General features: G+C 62.0%; 15 protein-coding genes. 13 read left to right on the top strand and 2 right to left on the bottom strand.

The features are described from left to right. Window position 1 precedes the first annotated feature (1 nt). On the bottom strand, window positions 2-601 hold the full coding sequence (gene mftR / locus EEB13_RS04635) for a mycofactocin system transcriptional regulator (RefSeq protein WP_033236401.1): 600 nt from the start codon (window positions 599-601) through the stop codon (window positions 2-4). A 103-nt stretch (window positions 602-704) separates the two neighbouring features. Between mftR and mftA the strand changes: the two genes are divergently transcribed. From mftA to EEB13_RS04600, 7 genes are all read left to right on the top strand, one after another. Continuing rightward, window positions 705-800 (top strand): mycofactocin precursor MftA, encoded by a 96-nt coding sequence (gene mftA, locus EEB13_RS04630; protein ID WP_072782308.1) that lies wholly within the window; start codon window positions 705-707, stop codon window positions 798-800. Next, window positions 785-1072: a mycofactocin biosynthesis chaperone MftB gene (mftB, locus tag EEB13_RS04625; RefSeq protein WP_033236400.1), complete on the top strand. Its 288-nt coding sequence runs from the start codon at window positions 785-787 to the stop codon at window positions 1070-1072. Before mftA ends, mftB begins: the two co-directional genes overlap by 16 nt. Before the next feature lie 75 nt (window positions 1073-1147). Beyond that, on the top strand, window positions 1148-2362 hold the full coding sequence (mftC, locus tag EEB13_RS04620) for a mycofactocin radical SAM maturase (RefSeq protein ID WP_141484703.1): 1215 nt from the start codon (window positions 1148-1150) through the stop codon (window positions 2360-2362). A 40-nt stretch (window positions 2363-2402) separates the two neighbouring features. Beyond that, window positions 2403-3581: a pre-mycofactocin synthase MftD gene (gene mftD / locus EEB13_RS04615; RefSeq protein WP_141484702.1), complete on the top strand. Its 1179-nt coding sequence runs from the start codon at window positions 2403-2405 to the stop codon at window positions 3579-3581. Between the two features lie 26 nt (window positions 3582-3607). Further along, a complete protein-coding gene (locus EEB13_RS04610) occupies window positions 3608-5557 on the top strand; it encodes a mycofactocin system FadH/OYE family oxidoreductase 1 (protein WP_141484701.1) in 1950 nt (649 codons plus the stop codon). Then, a complete protein-coding gene (locus tag EEB13_RS04605; RefSeq protein WP_092801761.1) occupies window positions 5554-6375 on the top strand; it encodes a mycofactocin-coupled SDR family oxidoreductase in 822 nt (273 codons plus the stop codon). The genes EEB13_RS04610 and EEB13_RS04605 overlap by 4 nt, the downstream gene beginning before the upstream one ends. Further along, window positions 6375-8324: a mycofactocin system FadH/OYE family oxidoreductase 2 gene (locus tag EEB13_RS04600; RefSeq protein ID WP_141484700.1), complete on the top strand. Its 1950-nt coding sequence runs from the start codon at window positions 6375-6377 to the stop codon at window positions 8322-8324. The genes EEB13_RS04605 and EEB13_RS04600 overlap by 1 nt, the downstream gene beginning before the upstream one ends. A 57-nt stretch (window positions 8325-8381) precedes the next feature. Here EEB13_RS04600 and EEB13_RS04595 read toward each other — a convergent pair whose 3' ends face one another. Beyond that, entirely contained in the window at window positions 8382-9620 is a 1239-nt protein-coding gene (locus EEB13_RS04595; RefSeq protein ID WP_141484699.1) for an HNH endonuclease signature motif containing protein, read from the bottom strand. A gap of 165 nt (window positions 9621-9785) precedes the next feature. Here EEB13_RS04595 and mftE point away from each other — a divergent pair, with 165 nt between their 5' ends. From mftE to EEB13_RS04565, 6 genes are all read left to right on the top strand, one after another. Continuing rightward, complete coding sequence (mftE, locus tag EEB13_RS04590; protein ID WP_045071240.1) at window positions 9786-10478, top strand: mycofactocin biosynthesis peptidyl-dipeptidase MftE; 693 nt, start codon at window positions 9786-9788, stop codon at window positions 10476-10478. A 70-nt stretch (window positions 10479-10548) separates the two neighbouring features. Next, a complete protein-coding gene (mftF, locus tag EEB13_RS04585; RefSeq protein WP_095887928.1) occupies window positions 10549-11946 on the top strand; it encodes a mycofactocin biosynthesis glycosyltransferase MftF in 1398 nt (465 codons plus the stop codon). Next, complete coding sequence (gene mftG / locus EEB13_RS04580; RefSeq protein ID WP_141484698.1) at window positions 11943-13430, top strand: mycofactocin system GMC family oxidoreductase MftG; 1488 nt, start codon at window positions 11943-11945, stop codon at window positions 13428-13430. The genes mftF and mftG overlap by 4 nt, the downstream gene beginning before the upstream one ends. A 73-nt stretch (window positions 13431-13503) precedes the next feature. Continuing rightward, window positions 13504-14811 (top strand): helix-turn-helix domain-containing protein, encoded by a 1308-nt coding sequence (locus EEB13_RS04575; protein ID WP_033236962.1) that lies wholly within the window; start codon window positions 13504-13506, stop codon window positions 14809-14811. A 165-nt stretch (window positions 14812-14976) separates the two neighbouring features. Then, window positions 14977-16500, top strand: a complete 1524-nt coding sequence (adh, locus tag EEB13_RS04570) for an aldehyde dehydrogenase (RefSeq protein WP_033236961.1) — start codon at window positions 14977-14979, stop codon at window positions 16498-16500. Window positions 16501-16558: 58 nt separating this feature from the next. Continuing rightward, window positions 16559-17131, top strand: a complete 573-nt coding sequence (locus tag EEB13_RS04565; protein WP_033236960.1) for a DUF779 domain-containing protein — start codon at window positions 16559-16561, stop codon at window positions 17129-17131. Window positions 17132-17157 lie beyond the last annotated feature (26 nt).

Raw genomic sequence — 17157 nt, 5'->3', positions numbered from 1 at the left:
CCTAGATGCTGATACCGGTGCGCAAGGACTGTGTTCCGGTTCGCAGAAGTTCGGGTAGTTCAAGTGCGTCGTCGGTGAGCCATTGTTCGTAGGCGGCCATCGCGACACCGAGCAGAAGGTAGCCCACAGTCCGCGGACCGTGATCGGTCGGTTCGAGGTTCATTCGCTTGGCAGCGTACTCGGCGACAACCTGGCGCCAGCCTTCGTACATCACCACCGAGTATGCCTGAAGTGTGGGCACGGTGAGGATGAGTTCCATCCGGTTACGGTGCACAGCAGTCTCTTCCGGGGGAAACGTGTTGAACGTCAGTAGTGCGGATTCGAGGGCGTCGACAAGCGGCATGTCCTCGGGCAACGAATTGAAGTGTTCACGCATCTGAGCCAGATGACCGTCGAAGTCGCCCCATGGCACCGCGTTCTTGGACGGAAAGTAGCGGAAGAACGTCCGGCGAGCGATTCCGGCAGCGTCGGCGATCTGATCGACACTGACCTCGTTGAAGCCGAGCGTGGAAAAGAGTTCGATGCCGACCGTACTGATCCCCTCCCTGGTAGTGGAGGGGCGACGACCTATCCGAGCGGACGGGTTTTTGCGGCTTCGCATACTTTTTCTGCTCCCAGTCTGTCATTCTGCACTCGATGCCATTACAGTGGTGAACCGAGTCACAGTGAAGTCCCACTCGTGACCACAGATTCAGGAGGAATCCATGTCCGATCGTGACAATAAGGCACTCGACAACGACCTCATTGAAGAATCGCTGGTCGAAGAGGTTTCGATCGACGGCATGTGCGGCGTGTACTGACCGTGCCTGCTTTGAATCTCGATGCGGGGTGGAAACTCCACCCGCAGGTAGCGCTTCGCCCCGAACCTTTCGGGGCGTTGCTCTACCACTTCGGAACGCGCAAGCTCTCGTTCCTGAAGAACACGACCATCGTTGCGGTGGTCAAGGCGTTGCCAGACCATCCTGATGTCCGGTCCGCACTGCGTGCGCAAGGCATCGAAGATGACGCGGCTCCCCAATATGCCCGCGCGCTGAGCACTCTCGCCGACTCGCACATGATTGTGCCTGTCTGAGTCGCTCGCTCGCTCCCACGTGCGGAACAGCCCTCTGCACGTTCGCCCGCTTCATTTCTTTGCGAGGACACAGCCATGACCTCAGTTCTTGAACATCCCTCCACGCCGGCACCGGTGGGTCGCCTCGTCGATCAGTTCGAACTCGGACTCGACGCCCCCATCTGCCTGACGTGGGAACTCACCTACGCCTGCAACCTGTCCTGCGTGCACTGCCTGTCGTCGTCGGGTCGCCGCGACCCCAACGAGCTGAGCACCGAGCAGTGCAAGGCCATCATCGACGAGCTGCAGCGTATGCAGGTTTTCTATGTCAACATCGGTGGCGGCGAGCCGACCGTGCGCTCCGATTTCTGGGAGCTCGTCGACTACGCGACGGACCACCAGGTTGGCGTGAAGTTCTCCACCAACGGCGTGAAGATCGACAAGAAGGTTGCTGCGCGCCTTGCGGCCAGTGACTATGTCGACGTGCAGATTTCCATCGACGGCGCCACTGCTGAGGTCAATGATGCTGTGCGCGGGCCTGGTTCGTTCGCGATGGCCGAGCGTGCGCTTGCCAACCTGAAGGAAGCCGGCTTCAAGGACGCCAAGATCTCCGTAGTCGTCACGCGGCACAACGTCAGCCAGCTCGACGAGTTCAAGGCTCTCGCGGACAAGTACGACGCGACCCTGCGCATCACCCGCCTGCGTCCTTCGGGCCGCGGCGCCGACGTGTGGGATGATCTGCATCCGCGTCCCGAGCAGCAGCGTGAGCTCTACAACTGGCTGGTCGCCAACGGTGAGGGCGTCCTGACGGGCGACTCCTTCTTCCATCTCTCCGCGTTCGGCGATGCACTGCCCGGTTTGAACCTGTGCGGCGCGGGCCGAGTTGTGTGCCTGATCGACCCGGTCGGTGACGTCTACGCGTGCCCATTCGCGATTCACGATCAGTTCCTCGCTGGAAATATCGTGAAAGACGGTGGCTTCCAGCATGTCTGGCAGCATTCGGACCTGTTCCAGGAACTGCGTTCGCCGCAGACCGGTGGTGCGTGCAGCAAGTGCAACCACTACGACTCCTGCCGCGGCGGCTGCATGGCAGCCAAGTTCTTCACCGGCCTGCCGATGGACGGACCCGATCCCGAATGCGTCATCGGAAACGGTGAAATGGCGTTGGCCGCCGCGGGAGAGATCCCCAAGTCCAGCGTCGACCACTCACGATCCGGTCAACGTAAAACCCCGCGCGCATCGGTGCCCTTGACACTGATGATGCGTCCCCCCGCCAAGATTTGTGACGAAAACCCGCTAGCGGGAATGTAAGTAGCTTTTCTGGCTACTTGCGATACGAGAGGTTTGATTGATGGCAAAGAACGCATTCTTCGAGACCGTCGCTGAAGCACAGCGGCGTGCGCAGAAGAGGTTGCCCAAGTCCGTGTATGCAGCGCTGGTGGCTGGATCCGAAAAGGGTCTGACCGTCGACGACAATGTCGCGGCATACAGCGAGCTGGGTTTCGCTCCGCACGCGGCCGGATTGCCGAACGAGCGGAACATGGCCACCACCATTATGGGGCAGGACATTTCGCTTCCGGTGATGATCTCGCCGACCGGTGTGCAGGCAGTGCACCCCGACGGTGAGGTGGCGGTTGCACGGGCCGCTGCGGCGCGCGGAACGGCCATCGGCCTGAGTTCTTTTGCCAGCAAGTCCATCGAAGAGGTTGCTGCGGCCAACCCGCAGGTGTTCTTCCAGATGTACTGGGTCGGCAGCCGCGACGTGCTCCTTCAGCGTATGGAGCGCGCTCGTGCTGCCGGTGCCAAGGGCCTGATCATCACCACCGACTGGTCCTTCTCGTACGGCCGCGACTGGGGCAGCCCGTCCATCCCCGAGAAGATGGACCTCAAGGCGATGTTCCAGTTCGCGCCCGAGGGAATCATGCGCCCGAAGTGGTTGTTGGAGTATGCCAAGACCGGCAAGATCCCGGACCTGACCACACCCAACCTCGCAGCTCCCGGCCAGCCGGCACCGACGTTCTTCGGCGCGTACGGCGAGTGGATGCAGACTCCGCTCCCGACGTGGGAAGACATCGCCTGGCTGCGTGAGCAGTGGGGTGGCCCGTTCATGCTCAAGGGCATCATGCGTATCGACGACGCCAAGCGTGCAGTCGATGCCGGTGTCTCCGCGATCTCCGTCTCCAACCACGGTGGCAACAACCTCGACGGCACCCCGGCGCCGATCCGTGTGCTCCCGGGTATCGCCGAAGCTGTGGGCGATCAGGTGGAAGTTGTTCTCGACGGCGGCATCCGACGCGGCGGCGATGTCGTCAAGGCTCTTGCGCTCGGCGCCAAGGCAGTCATGCTCGGCCGCGCGTACCTGTGGGGCCTTTCGGCAAACGGTCAGGCCGGTGTCGAGAACGTGCTCGACCTCATGCGGATGGGCATCGACTCGGGACTCATGGGTCTCGGCCACTCGTCCATCACCGAGCTCAGCAAAGATGACCTGGTCATTCCGGAAGGCTTCACCCGCACGCTGGGCGCGAGCTGAACCTCTGGCTCTGATCGAGCTGTGAGTTGAGCCTTCAGGAACACACAACCCTGGCCGGACACCTTGTCCGGTCCAGGGTTGTTTTCGGTCCGCACGAGACCAATCTTGCTGTGGGAAGAGTTTTCTCGGATCGGCACCGCGCGTACTACCAGCGCCGCGCCGAGGGCGGAGCCGGGATCGTAGTCACCGAAACGGCGTCGGTTCTGGAGAACGACTGGCCATACGAGCGTGCTCCGCTGGCATCTCGGTGTGGGCCGGGTTGGCAAGCGATCTCATCGGCATGCGCGCCGCACGGAACCCTGGTCCTCGCGAGCCTGGGGCACACCGGGATGCAGGGATCGAGCGCCTACTCGCAGGCGGTTCTGTGGGGGCCGTCGAGGGTCGCTGATCCGGTGACACGCGAGTTGCCGATGATGATGGAACAGAACGACATCGATGCTGTGGTCGAGGGTTTCCGTACCTCGGCAGCGCTTGCCGTGGACTCGGGGATGGACGGGATCGAGATCGATGCCGGCCCGCGAAGCATTCTGCGGCAGTTCCTTTCGGGGTTGACCAATACGCGCGCGGACAGGTACGGACGTGATCGGCTGAGGCTGCTGCGGGAAGTCCTGCACGCAGTTCGCGGCTCTGTCGGTGCGAACCGTGTGGTTTCCCTGCGGTTGTCGTGCGACGAGCAGGCGCCGTGGGCGGGTGTCACGCCGGAGCTCGCGGTCGGGTATGCCAGTGAGCTGGAGCGGTATCTCGATCTGCTGGTTGTGGTGCGCGGCGGTCTCTACTCGACCGCGGGGTATCGCCCGGACTTTCACGCAGAACCGAACTTCAATCGTGAACTGTGCCGAACCGTCAAGGCCGCAGTTTCGATTCCGGTTGTGTTGCAGGGGAGCGTCGTCGACATCGCGGACGCCCATGACGCGCTCGAGCATGTGGATTTTGTGGAAATGACCCGAGCGCAGATCGCCGACCCGGATCTGGTGGTGAAGTCAGCCCGCGGAGATCAGCCACGTCCGTGCGTTCTGTGCAATCAAACGTGCCTTGTGCGCGATCCGCGTAATCCGGTGGTGACGTGCGTCGGAAATCCGAGTGCAGGATTCGAGACGATAGATTCTGATGAGCGCGAGCAGGATTCGATTACCGGCCCGGTGCTTGTGGTCGGGGGCGGACCTGCGGGATTGGAAGCTGCACGAATCCTGGCCGGGCGCGGCGCTGCAGTCACCGTTGCAGAACAATCGTCACGGTTCGGCGGGATGATCCGAACCTTTGCACAGGGGAAGGGGAAGGGGCGCAGTCGATTTTCCTTGCTTGCACAGTGGCTCGAAGACGAATGCCGTCGCAGCGGCGTCACCATGCTGACCGAGCACACAGTCAGCTCGCCGGAGATCGACGACGCGCGAGGCTGTGGTGGCGTGGTGATCGCGTCGGGCAGCATTTCCAGGCCGCCGACGTACTCCGTGGACACATCCGTGCTCTGGATGGACGCGGCGCAGGCGCAGAGGCTTGGCGGCGATTCGATCAAAGGCCCTGTTGTTCTTGTGGATCCGTTGGGTGGGCCGATAGGTGTTGCAGTTGCAGAGGAATTGGCACAGTGCGGACTCGAGATCTCGATCGTCACACCTGACACAATCGTCGGTTCCCGGTTGGGAATGAGCGGCGACCTTGTCGGCGCGAACACCAGACTTCAGCAGGCTGGCGTGAACCGTGTCTGCTCCTCGCGGGTACGTGCGGTTGTCGACGGCTGTGTGCACGTCGAGAACGTCTACACGGATGTCGCTGCAGGAATCCGGTGCGCGACCGTGATCGACTGCTCGCCTCGATTGCCTGACAACTCCCTGCAGTATTCGGCAGGCGATTATTCGGTGTGGGCCGGCGTCGGCGACACGATTGCTCCGAGAACTGTTCTCGAATCCATCCACGAAGGGCGCCGCGCAGGGTTTACTACTGGAACAGGTTTCAATTCCGTGGAGAGGATCGATTCATGACCCAGGTACGTTCACTCGAAGGCCGTGTTGCATTCATTACGGGCGCGGCGCGTGGTCAGGGCCGCTCACACGCAATTCGCTTGGCCAGGGAGGGCGCGTCGATCATTGCGATCGACGTCTGCAGTGCTGTTGCCGAGCACAACACGTACGACGCAGCGACCTCGGACGACTTCGCCGAGACCGTCCGCCTGGTCGAAGCCGAGGGCGGCAAGATCCTCGCGCGTGAGGCTGACGTTCGAGACAGTGCCGCGCTCGCTGCTGTGGTGAAGGACGGTGTCGAGCAGTTCGGTCGACTCGACATCGTGGTGGCCAATGCGGGCGTCTGCAACTGGAATCGATTCTGGGAGATGTCGGACGAGCAGTGGGAAACCCTCATCGACATCAACCTCACCGGTGTGTGGAAAACGCTCAAAGCTGCCGTGCCGTCCATCATCGAGGGTGGGCGTGGTGGTTCGATCGTCGTGATCAGTTCGGTCGCCGGACTCAAGGCGATGCCCGGTCAGGCGCACTACGGAAGCGCAAAGTTCGGTTTGGTCGGTCTCACTCAGGCGGCGGCAAAGGAACTGGGGGAGTACAGGATCCGCGTCAACTCCATCCATCCGTACGGTGTCAATACCCCGATGGGTGTTGATCAGGGCGCTCTCGCCGTGTTCCAGAACTACCCGCAATACCTCCCGAACTTCACCCCCATTCTCACGGAGACGGCTTTTGCCGAGCCCGACGAGATCTCCGATACCGTCGTGTGGTTGGCCGGTGACGGTTCACGCACCGTGACGGCAAGCCACATCGCTCTTGATCAAGGTAACTCCAAGGTCTGATGACGCCATATCCTCGCCTCTTCGAGCCGCTGCGCCTGCGCGATTTCACCCTGCGTAACCGGGTGGTGTTCTCTGCGCACCTGACCAACTATGCAGAGAACGGGTTGCCGACGGCGCAGCATGCCGCGTATTACGAGGCGAGGGCGCGAGGTGGCGCCGGCTTGATCATCAGTGAGGAACATTCGACTCATCCGTCGGATCGACCGTACGAGAAGATGATCGCCGGATACAGGCCCGAGGTGGTCGAGGGCTATCGCCGGATCACCGATGCCGTGCATGCGCACGGGTCGGTGATCCTCGCTCAGATCAATCACAATGGAGGACAGGGCGCCGGAACGTATTCGAGGCTCCCGCTCTGGGCGCCCAGTGCTATAGCCGATCCACTGTTCCGGGAAGTCCCCAAAGCTGTTGACGACGGCGATATCGCGGAGATCCTCGACGGTTTTTCGCTGGTCGCGCGCAACTGTATCTCCGGCGGGTTCGACGGCGTGGAATTGCAGGCGTCGCAGTCGTCGATTGTCCGAGCATTTCTGGCGCGGTCGACAAACCAGCGAACGGATCGGTACGGCGGTGCTACTGAGAACCGTGCCCAGTTCCTCCTGGAAGTGTTGCGAGTTCTTCGCCGCGCCATCGGCCCTGATCGAATTCTCGGAGTTCGTCTGAGCGGTTACGAAGGAACCAGCGGTGGTATCGAGTTGCCTGACGCGGTCCTGACTGCGCAGCTGGTGGAAGCCGACGGTCAGGTCGACTACATCAACACCGCTATCGGCATGGCCACAGAGACTTTGCATTTGATCGAGGCATCGATGGCGGTGCCGAAAGGTTACGCGAACTTCATTCCATCGGCGATCAAGGAAGTGGTGTCACTTCCCGTGATCGGTGTCGGCCGATTCAAGTCACCGGAACAGGCTGAGCAGGCGTTGGACGAAGGTCTGTGCGATCTAGTGGGGGTAGTGCGTGGTCAGATCGCAGACCCGGATTTTGTGAACAAGGCACGCGCGGGCAAGCCCTCGCAGGTGCGAACCTGCCTGTCCTGCAACCAGGAATGCGTCGGACGGATGGGGCTCAACCGTTGGTTGGGTTGCACGGAGAACCCGCGGGCCGGACGAGAGTCCGTTGCTTTACCCCGGCCGCGGTTGCAGGGCCGCAGCGTAGTTGTTGTCGGCGGCGGGCCGGCTGGTCTGCAGGCAGCGGCTACCGCCGCGCAGCGTGGGCATCGGGTGACGCTGTTCGAGCGCGACGCCGCTCTTGGTGGCCAGATCCGTACTGCCTGCGTGATGCCTGCTCGCCGGGAACTGGGTGATCTGATCCGAAACCTCGAATCCGAATGCCGCAGAGACGGAGTCGCCATCGAACTCGATACTGAAGTGACAGCGGAGAGGCTGATCGAGTTGGCCCCGGATGTGGTGGTGGTGGCGACGGGAGCAAAGCCGGTTCGCCCGGTGTGGGCGGGCGACCTGCGCAGAGTGGTGGGTGTTCGCGACGTGCTCGACGGGAAGGTGCTGCCGAGCGGTTCCGTATTGGTGTTTGACGAACTGGGATTCCACCAGGGCGCGTCGGTGGCGGAGTTCCTCGCAGATCGCGGGTGCGCCGTCACGATCGCCACCAACGGGATGGTTGTGGCCCAAGATTTGAGTATCACTTTGGATTTCGAAGGCTGGAACCGTCGGGCGCATGAGAAGTCGATAGTTCAGCGTACGGATCTGATGGTGACCGCGGTGCACGGCGAAGGTCCAGTGACTGTCGAACTGGTGCACCATCCGACGGGAGTGTCCGAGTCTGTTGCTGCGGACTGGGTGGTGTTTGCGACGCAGCAGGAACCGGTGGATGAACTGTGGAATGCGCTGCGTGGCAGTTCCTTCGAGGTCTACCGAATTGGTGATGCTCTGTCGCCGAGGCGTTCGCACAGTGCCGTCATTGAAGGTCACAGGGTTGCAGTGAGCCTCTAAAGCGCACGCAGGCGTGTGCATCGGGGCGTGTTTGATCCCGGTGCACACGTTTGTTTTTCAGGCCGCTGTTGGCGGTGTGTTCCCGGGAACGGGAACTTGGTACGGATCCACGGACATCGGTGGATAGAACCGGGTTTTTCGGTCGTCTCCGATGTGGACTCGCCACTCGGTGTGATGCATCATCCGATGGTGGTGACCGCACAACAAGATCAGGTTGTCGAGGTCCGTGGGGCCGTCATCGAGCCAGTGGATCAGATGGTGGGCGTCGCACCAGCCTGGCGGGGTGCCGCAACCGGGGAAGGCACATCCGCCGTCCCGAACCGTCAGGGCCCGCCGCTGCGGAACGCTGGCAAGGCGCGCTTTCATGCCGTGATTGAGCGGAACACCGTTGCTATCGAGAAGGATTCGGGTGACCTCGCAGTCGCAGGCCAGCATGCGGGCGGTGTCGAGGCTGATGGGGCCGGCCCAGTTGGTGATCGCGTACCCGAGTTCCTCGGTGGAAGGCAACATGTCTTTGAGGGCCTGAAGATCGGTCATGTCTTTTGCGGTGGCGGTGATCGTCAGGTGCGGTTTCACGCCGCCTTCGACGGGACCGAGACCCGCGGCTTCGTAGCGGCGCAGCATTTCACAGAATCCGTCGGCGCGTCGAAGTGCCGGGGTGCGTTCGTCTTTCACACCGTCCTTCTCCGGCGTGGGCGCCGAGAGGGCAGACAGTAGTGCGATGAGACGGGCACCGTTGACGGCGTCGAGGTCACCTTTCACGCAGATCCGCCCGTACAAACCACGGGCGGCGTAGAACTCGTTGAGCTCGGAATCTTCACCGGCCGGTACCCCGTCGGCGCGGTTGCCGTACTGCTTCTGGATCCGTCTAATGGCGGCGCGGACGGAATCGCAGTCGGTGACCTTTTTCGAGGCGAGGGTCAGGAGGATGTCGCGGGCTTTCTCGACGTCGGCGAGGCTCATGTTCTTGGGTGGGTGCTGACAGAAGTGGGCGACCTGACGCGCTTTCAACGCGTCGATGTCGCCGTCGTGAAAGGATTGTCCGACAACAGGTTCGAGCATGAAGAACCGCGCCAGGCCCACCAACTGGCTGCATTCGCCGATCTCGAGGTTGGTGGACAGGTGCAGCCACTGTGCGATAGCGCGGAATCCTTTGCCGCCGAGGGTGTCGCGGGTGAACATTTCCGTGATCATCACAACCATGCGGGACTGCATCTCGTGTCGGGCGCGAGCGAGGTCGAGTACCTCGGTCTTGAGGCCCTCGCCGTCGTATTGCCACGCTTCCCGACTGTCCATGAACTAATTCTAATCGAACAGAATTTCGATTCCTAGGGACATATCGGACAGATTCCCGTCAATATTCTCTCGAGACATATTGACTTGCAATAATATTCGATGCATTGATACAAATCGGCCATGTGCGCTGCCCATGCGCGAACGGCCGACGAATATGATCTCATCATGACCGAAACCCGTGAACTGTCCGCTATTCCGAGCCCAGGGCTCGAGGGGTCTGCGCACACCGTCGTGGTTCCGGTCGGTTCTTTCGAGCAGCATGGCCCGCACTTGCCGCTGGACACCGATACCCGAATTGCGAGAGCGGTGTCGAACGAGCTTCCCGGCGTCGTGGTTGCCCCGGCCCTCGAGTACGGAGCGAGCGGGGAGCACGAGGGTTTTGCCGGGACGATTTCCATCGGCGCCGAGGTCATGGAAATGGTGGTTGTCGAGTACGGACGGTCGGCATTCCGGTGGGCGAAGAGGGTGCTGTTCGTCAACGGTCATGGTGGAAACGGTCCGGCGTTGGCAAAGGCTGTGGCGCTGTTGCGATACGAAGGCCGGGATGCAGCTTGGGTGCCTTGTGCGGTTCCGGGGGCGGACGCCCACGCGGGCAGGACAGAAACCAGCCTCTTACTGCACCTTTCGCCGGAATGTGTGGATATGAACCTGGCGGAGGTAGGAAATATTTCTCCTATCTCAGACCTGATGCCAGGATTGCGTTCGGGCGGTATGGTCGCTGTGTCGGATAACGGTGTTCTGGGTGATCCAGTTCAGGCAAGTGCCGTGGACGGCGCGCACATTTTCGACGAGTTGGTGCAACGTGTGACGGATGGACTGGCCCGGTGGAGTCCGGGCCCGGATGGGAGGCTTCGGTGATGGTTGTTACCGATGGGGGGCGGGCGATCTACCCGAACCGATTCGCGGTGTTTTCCCTGACGATCGCCTGATGCGACCCGCACGACTCCCCGACGGCTTCGGCATTCGGTTGGATCCCAAAGTTCGCACGTACTCGGGTGGCCGGGTGCTCATCGGCGGTTCGCCTACGCGCATGCTCAAACTGGCTCCGACAGCAGCGGCGATGATCGGCGACGGCTTCCTCGAGGTTGTCGACCACCAGAGCGCCGCGGTGGCGCGCCATTTGCTCGATTCGGGCGTCGCGAATCCTCGGCCCATGTCGACGCCGTCGGCGGCTGACGTCACTGTCGTGATTCCGGTCAAGGACAACGTTGCCGGCATCGAGCGGTTGTTGCCGGTGCTCAAGGATCTGGCGGTGATCGTTGTCGACGACGGGTCCGACGTTCCTCTCGATCCGCGGCGGGACTACCCGGGTACGGGAACTGTCACTGTTGTCCGGCACGAGTATGCGCGTGGTCCCTCGTCGGCCCGTAATACGGGATTGCGTTCGGCACAAACATGTTTCGTGGCGTTCCTCGACTCCGACGTCATTCCGCGAGCAGGCTGGCTCGAGCTGATGCTAGGGCACTTCAGTGATCCTGGTGTGGCGCTGGTAGCGCCGCGAATTGTGGCCCTCGATCCTTACGGGACGTCACTGGCTCGGTATGAAAGTATGCGTTCCTCCCTGGATCTCGGGCGGAAGGAAGCCGCCGTCAAGTCCGGCAGTCCGGTGTCGTACGTACCCAGTGCGGCCATGATCGTGCGGCGCGACGTGGCTCTGGACTGCGAGGGATTCGACGAAAACCTCGAGGTGGCCGAGGACGTCGATTTCTGCTGGCGCCTGCAGTCAGCCGGTTGGCGACTGCGCTACGAACCGGTTGCCAATGTCGCCCATGACCATCGGGTTCAGTTCGGCAAATGGTTCAGCAGACGAGCTTTCTACGGAACCGGCGCTGCGCCGTTGGCTGCACGCCATCCGGGTTCGGTGCCGCCCATGGCGATGTCGGTCTCGACGCTGTTCGCGTGTGTTGCGGCAGCAACGCTCACCAAGTCGGGGTTGGCCGGAGCGCTCGGCGCTTTGCTGTTCACCGTGTTCCGGTTGCGGAAGATGTTCACTGGTCTGACGCAGCCGACGCGCATCGCGGCGATTCTCACTGCCCAAGGATTTGTGGGCGGGTTCTGGCAATTGGCGTCGGCGATGTGCCGTCACTATTGGCCGGTGACGCTGTTGGCGGTGATCAGCTCACGCAAGATCCGGCGATTGGCGATTGCCGCGGCTGTCAGTGAAGGGCTGGTGGACTGGTATCGGCACCGCGAGTCAGGTGGTTTGGGTCCGGTTCGGTACGTGTTGTTCAAACGGGCCGACGACGTCGCGTACGGATTCGGCCTGTGGCGTGGTGCGATCGAGGCGCGCGACCTGGCGGCATTGAAGCCCCGAATCACCAAGTGAGCGTTCCGGATCGCGCAGACTTCGTGGTGGTCGGTGGCGGCACCACGGGCTGTGTGGTCGCGGCGAGACTCAGCGAGGACCCGGCCGCGCAGGTGCTTCTTCTCGAGGCAGGAAGTGGATATCGTTCGACGGTTGATCTTCCGGGTGTCCTCGATGATCCGTATTTGCTCCCGGTGGGACCGGCTAGTGAACACACCTGGACGTATCCGGTCGAATTGACGCCAAGTCGACGCGCCACCGTCTCGCGTGGGCGAACTCTCGGTGGGAGCGGCGCGGTAAATGGTGCGTACTTCGTGAGGGCCACGCGCACAGATTTTGACCTCTGGCCCGATTCCTGGAGTTACGAGAAGGTGCTGCCGTACTTCCGGAAGTCGGAGACCGATCACGATTTCGGCGGGCCGTATCACGGTGACAATGGTCCAATTCCGGTGCGTCGGCGCCAAGTCGACGACATGCATCCATTCAGCAGTCGGTTCCATGACGCGGCACTTGCAGCGGGTTTCCCCGAGGACGCCGACAAGAATGCGCCGGATTCGAACGGCGTCGGCCCGGTCCCGTTGAATATCTCGGACCATCGTCGTATCAGTAGTGCGGTCGGCTACCTGTTGCCGGCGATGGGGCGTCGTAATCTCACCGTCGATGTCGGTGTCACCGTGCTGCGGATCGTGTTCTCCGGGACGCGGGCGGTGGGCGTCGATGTCCTCGACGGCACAGCGTTGCGGCGCATCCGCGGGCGCCACATCGTGGTGTGCTCCGGCGCGGTTGCCACGCCGCTCCTGCTCCTCAATTCCGGCGTCGGATCGGCTGATCAGCTTGTGGCTCATGATGTTCCGGTGGTGGTCGACCTTCCGGGCGTGGGGCAGGGTTTTGTCGATCACCCGGAAGTGCTGCTGCCTTACCGGTATTCGGTTCCGGAGGCATTGCGGCCGCAGACCCCGGTGCTGGAAATGGCTCTGAACGACGCGGACCTCGAAATACGTCCGTACACAGCGTCGTTCACAGATTTGGTACCCGGAATTCCACAGATGGATCATGGGATCGGAGTGGTGCTGATGGCTCCGCGCAGCCGCGGAACCGTCGAGCTCGATCCGAAGGCGCCCGGTGGATCGCCGCGGATCCGATACAACTACGTCGACTCGGCACACGATCGTCGAGTCCTCCGGCGGGGAATGCAGATCGCGGAGGACCTGCTCGAAACCATTGCGAAGACCGGGATGATCCGGCGGCCCGAGATCGAATATTCGGACGAGTGGATCGAATCGCGGTTGGGCACGTCGCTGCACATGTCGGGAAGTTGCGTCATGGGTTCGGAGTTCGATCCGGATGCGGTTGTCAACGATCGATGCAGTGTCCTCGGCGTCGAGGCACTCAGTATTGTCGACACATCGATCATGCCGGTGATTCCCACTCGCGGTCCCCATGCAACTGCGGTGATGCTGGCTGAACGAGCAAGTGAACTGGTGCGTGACGCTGCGCGGGCGTGAAGAGCAACCGACCATCTTCACCATTGTGATGTGATCGGCACTACAGTGGCAGGGGAGCGGAGGAACGCAGAATATGGCACGTGAACAGGCTGTGTACGGCAACCCGTGGGTAGCAGTGCGGCCCGGAGATGACGTAGCGGTGCTGGCACGTCGACTGTCGAGTGCCCATCAATCCTTTATCGACGCCCACGACGGGGCTGCAATAGCGGACGATTCGCGCGTGCGGTCCGTTGTGCTCGAATCCTGGATGCGTAGTCGAAACAAGGGCGTCGATCCTGATGTCGTCGGTGCTCCGGAGATGCTCGAGGGGCTGGATCTCGAGAGTTATCGCTCGTCCCATCCCATGTCTCTCATCCGGCCCGTGGTTCGAAAACTGCTGGTAGAGGATGCAGCGGATACAGGCCTGCTGATCGCGATCAGCGACGCACACGGTCGGTTGCTCTGGGTCGAGGGCGACAGTGCCGCCAAGGACCGGGCACTGTCGATGAATTTTGTCGAAGGCGCCGACTGGAGTGAAGACCGCGTCGGCACCAATGCTCCGGGGACGGCACTCGCGCTCGATCATTCGGTACAGATTTTCGGTTCGGAGCATTTCAACCGCACCGTGCACGACTGGAGTTGTTCGGCCGCGCCTGTCCACGACCCCACGACCGGACAGATTCTCGGCGCCATCGACATCACCGGTGGACCTCGGGTTGCCGTCCCGGAAGTGTTGTCGTTGATTCGTGCAACGGTGGCTGCCGCCGAATCGGAACTGCGGTTCCACCTGCTCAACTCGCCGATCCCGCTCACTGCCTCAGCTCCGAGGCTGGAGACGTTCGGCGGCGGACGGCCGACTCTCGTACGCGGCGGTGAGCGGATTCCGGTCTCACAACGTCACGCCGAGATCCTGCTTCTGCTCGCGGAACATCCGGAAGGGCTCAGCGCCGATCACCTTGCGGTTCTCCTCGACGAAGGTGAATTGGACGGTGTCACTGTTCGCGCCGAGATGTCTCGCCTTCGTAAGGTTTTCGGCGCCGATCGGTTGGCGTCGAGGCCCTATCGCATCATTACCGAGTTCGCCACCGACGTCGACGACGTCCGCAAGGCTCTGGATCGCGGTGACGCAGCGACGGCCTTGCGCTTGTATTCCGGCCCGGTCCTGAGTGGATCCACCGCTCCGGGCATCGACGCAATCCGGGACGAACTGCGCACTCGGGTTCAGGCCGCGCTTCTTCGCGGCGGCGACGCCAACCTTCTCGCCAAGTGGACCACGTCGGTCCATGGCCGGGAGGATTCGGTCGTCTGGGAGGCGTACCTGTCGACACTAGACCCGAAATCTGCACTGTATTCGCAGGTCAAGGCAAAAATTGATCTTCTGGACCGGCAACTCGGCCTCTGAGGAACGGGCGCGTTGCACCGACCGAACGGGCGCGTTGCACCGACGCAACGTAGTTGCAACGTTGCAACTCCTAGTGTTGTGAATCACACCCCACCGGGGGGTGGGACTGCAGTCACCGATCTCGTGACTGTGCCCAGGAAGATCACGTTTACATAGGAGCTTGCAATGACCGTGTACGCCCGCCCAGGTACCGCCGACGCGATCATGTCCTTCCAGTCTCGATACGACAACTGGATCGGCAACGAATGGGTTGCTCCGGTCAAGGGTCAGTACTTCGAGAATCCGACGCCGGTGACCGGACAGAACTTCTGCGACGTGGCACGTTCCACCGCGGAAGACATCGAGCTCGCTCTCGACGCAGCACACGCGGCGGCACCGGCCTGGGGCAAGACCTCTGTTGCCGAGCGCGCCATCATCTTGAACAAGATCGCCGATCGCATGGAGGAGAACCTCGAATCCATCGCGCTTGCCGAGTCCTGGGACAACGGCAAGCCGATTCGTGAAACCCTCAACGCGGACATCCCGCTTGCCATCGACCACTTCCGCTACTTCGCGGGAGCGATTCGCGCACAGGAAGGTTCGCTCTCGGAGATCAACTCCGACACCGTGGCGTACCACTTCCACGAGCCGCTCGGTGTAGTCGGTCAGATCATTCCGTGGAACTTCCCGATCCTCATGGCCGTGTGGAAGCTGGCTCCCGCACTTGCTGCCGGAAATGCCATCGTCCTCAAGCCTGCCGAGCAGACGCCCGTCTCGATCCTGCACCTCATCGGCATCATCGGTGACCTGCTGCCTGCCGGTGTTCTTAACATCGTCAACGGATTCGGCGTCGAGGCCGGCAAGCCGCTCGCATCGAGCCCGCGCATCAAGAAGATCGCGTTCACCGGTGAAACCACCACCGGACGCCTGATCATGCAGTACGCGTCGCAGAACCTGATCCCGGTCACCCTCGAACTCGGTGGCAAGAGCCCCAACATCTTCTTCTCCGACGTGCTCGCCGCCAACGACGACTACCAGGACAAGGCGCTCGAAGGCTTCACGATGTTCGCGCTCAACCAGGGCGAGGTATGCACGTGCCCGTCGCGTTCGTTGATCCAGGAAGATATTTTCGACGACTTCCTCGCAATGGCTGCCATCCGCACCAAGGCTGTGCGCCAAGGTGATCCGCTCGATACCGACACCATGATCGGCGCGCAGGCCAGCAACGATCAGCTCGAGAAGATCCTGTCCTACATCGAGATCGGCAAGGCCGAAGGCGCCAAGGTCATCACCGGCGGCGAGCGGGCTCAACTGGGCGGCGACCTCTCCGGCGGCTACTACGTGCAGCCGACGGTCTTCACCGGCAACAACAAGATGCGCATCTTCCAGGAAGAGATCTTCGGCCCGGTCGTATCCGTCACGTCCTTCAAGGATTACGACGAGGCCATCGAACTTGCCAACGACACCCTCTACGGTCTCGGCGCCGGCGTCTGGTCGCGTGATGGTGGAGTTGCCTACCGTGCAGGCCGTGACATCCAGGCCGGCCGAGTGTGGACCAACACGTACCACCAGTACCCGGCACATGCCGCCTTCGGTGGATACAAGCAGTCCGGTATCGGCCGCGAGAACCACCTGATGATGCTCTCGCACTACCAGCAGACCAAGAACCTCCTGGTCAGCTACGCGCAGAAGGCTCAGGGATTCTTCTGATCCTCGCTTCGCGCACCAGGTAAAGACAACACGAGAATACGAACACACGGAGGCTGGAATGGACGCTACTGATGTCACCGCAACTGATGACACGGCAGGCGTCGTTCCACCCCGTCTCGTGACCACCGCTGGGGCGGCTGATCTTCTGCGCCGCCTCAGCGGAAACCACGGCGAACTGATGATGCACCAATCCGGTGGATGCTGCGACGGCAGCGCACCGATGTGTTATCCCGCAGGCGAATTCATCGTCGGTGACCGTGACGTACTGCTCGGCGTCATCGATCTGAGGCTTGGGGTCGGTGAGGTTCCGGTCGACCTGCCCGCGGGTACGGATGCCGTTCAGGTCTGGATTTCCGGATCCCAATTCGAAGCGTGGAAGCATACCCAGCTGGTTCTGGACGTTGTGCCCGGTCGTGGCAGCGGTTTCAGTCTGGAGTCTCCTGAAGGGTTCCGATTCCTCAGTCGAGCACGGGCTTTCACGCAGCAAGAGAACGATGCGCTCAACTCGTCCGCGATCTTGGTCGGCGCGCAGTGGGAGGCCGGGGTGCGTCCCCTTCCGCCAACAGTTCCTCAGGTTGTGGCCGAAGCGGTGGACGCTTGCCCGGTTCCGGGCATGGCCGGCCGAGCCTGAGCGTTTTACAGTCCCGTCATCACCGC

It is taken from the genome of Rhodococcus sp. WS3 (assembly GCF_003797085.1).
Lineage (GTDB): Bacteria > Actinomycetota > Actinomycetes > Mycobacteriales > Mycobacteriaceae > Rhodococcus_F > Rhodococcus_F globerula.
This window is presented reverse-complemented; position numbering and strand designations above follow the sequence as displayed.

Coding starts and splice junctions, on each gene's coding strand:
- mftR (WP_033236401.1), bottom strand. CDS start 601: ATGCGAAGCCGCAAAAACCCGTCCGCTCGGATAGGTCGTCGCCCCTCC.
- mftA (WP_072782308.1), top strand. CDS start 705: ATGTCCGATCGTGACAATAAGGCACTCGACAACGACCTCATTGAAGAA.
- mftC (WP_141484703.1), top strand. CDS start 1,148: ATGACCTCAGTTCTTGAACATCCCTCCACGCCGGCACCGGTGGGTCGC.
- mftD (WP_141484702.1), top strand. CDS start 2,403: ATGGCAAAGAACGCATTCTTCGAGACCGTCGCTGAAGCACAGCGGCGT.
- EEB13_RS04605 (WP_092801761.1), top strand. CDS start 5,554: ATGACCCAGGTACGTTCACTCGAAGGCCGTGTTGCATTCATTACGGGC.
- EEB13_RS04600 (WP_141484700.1), top strand. CDS start 6,375: ATGACGCCATATCCTCGCCTCTTCGAGCCGCTGCGCCTGCGCGATTTC.
- EEB13_RS04595 (WP_141484699.1), bottom strand. CDS start 9,620: ATGGACAGTCGGGAAGCGTGGCAATACGACGGCGAGGGCCTCAAGACC.
- mftE (WP_045071240.1), top strand. CDS start 9,786: ATGACCGAAACCCGTGAACTGTCCGCTATTCCGAGCCCAGGGCTCGAG.
- mftF (WP_095887928.1), top strand. CDS start 10,549: ATGCGACCCGCACGACTCCCCGACGGCTTCGGCATTCGGTTGGATCCC.
- EEB13_RS04575 (WP_033236962.1), top strand. CDS start 13,504: ATGGCACGTGAACAGGCTGTGTACGGCAACCCGTGGGTAGCAGTGCGG.
- adh (WP_033236961.1), top strand. CDS start 14,977: ATGACCGTGTACGCCCGCCCAGGTACCGCCGACGCGATCATGTCCTTC.
- EEB13_RS04565 (WP_033236960.1), top strand. CDS start 16,559: ATGGACGCTACTGATGTCACCGCAACTGATGACACGGCAGGCGTCGTT.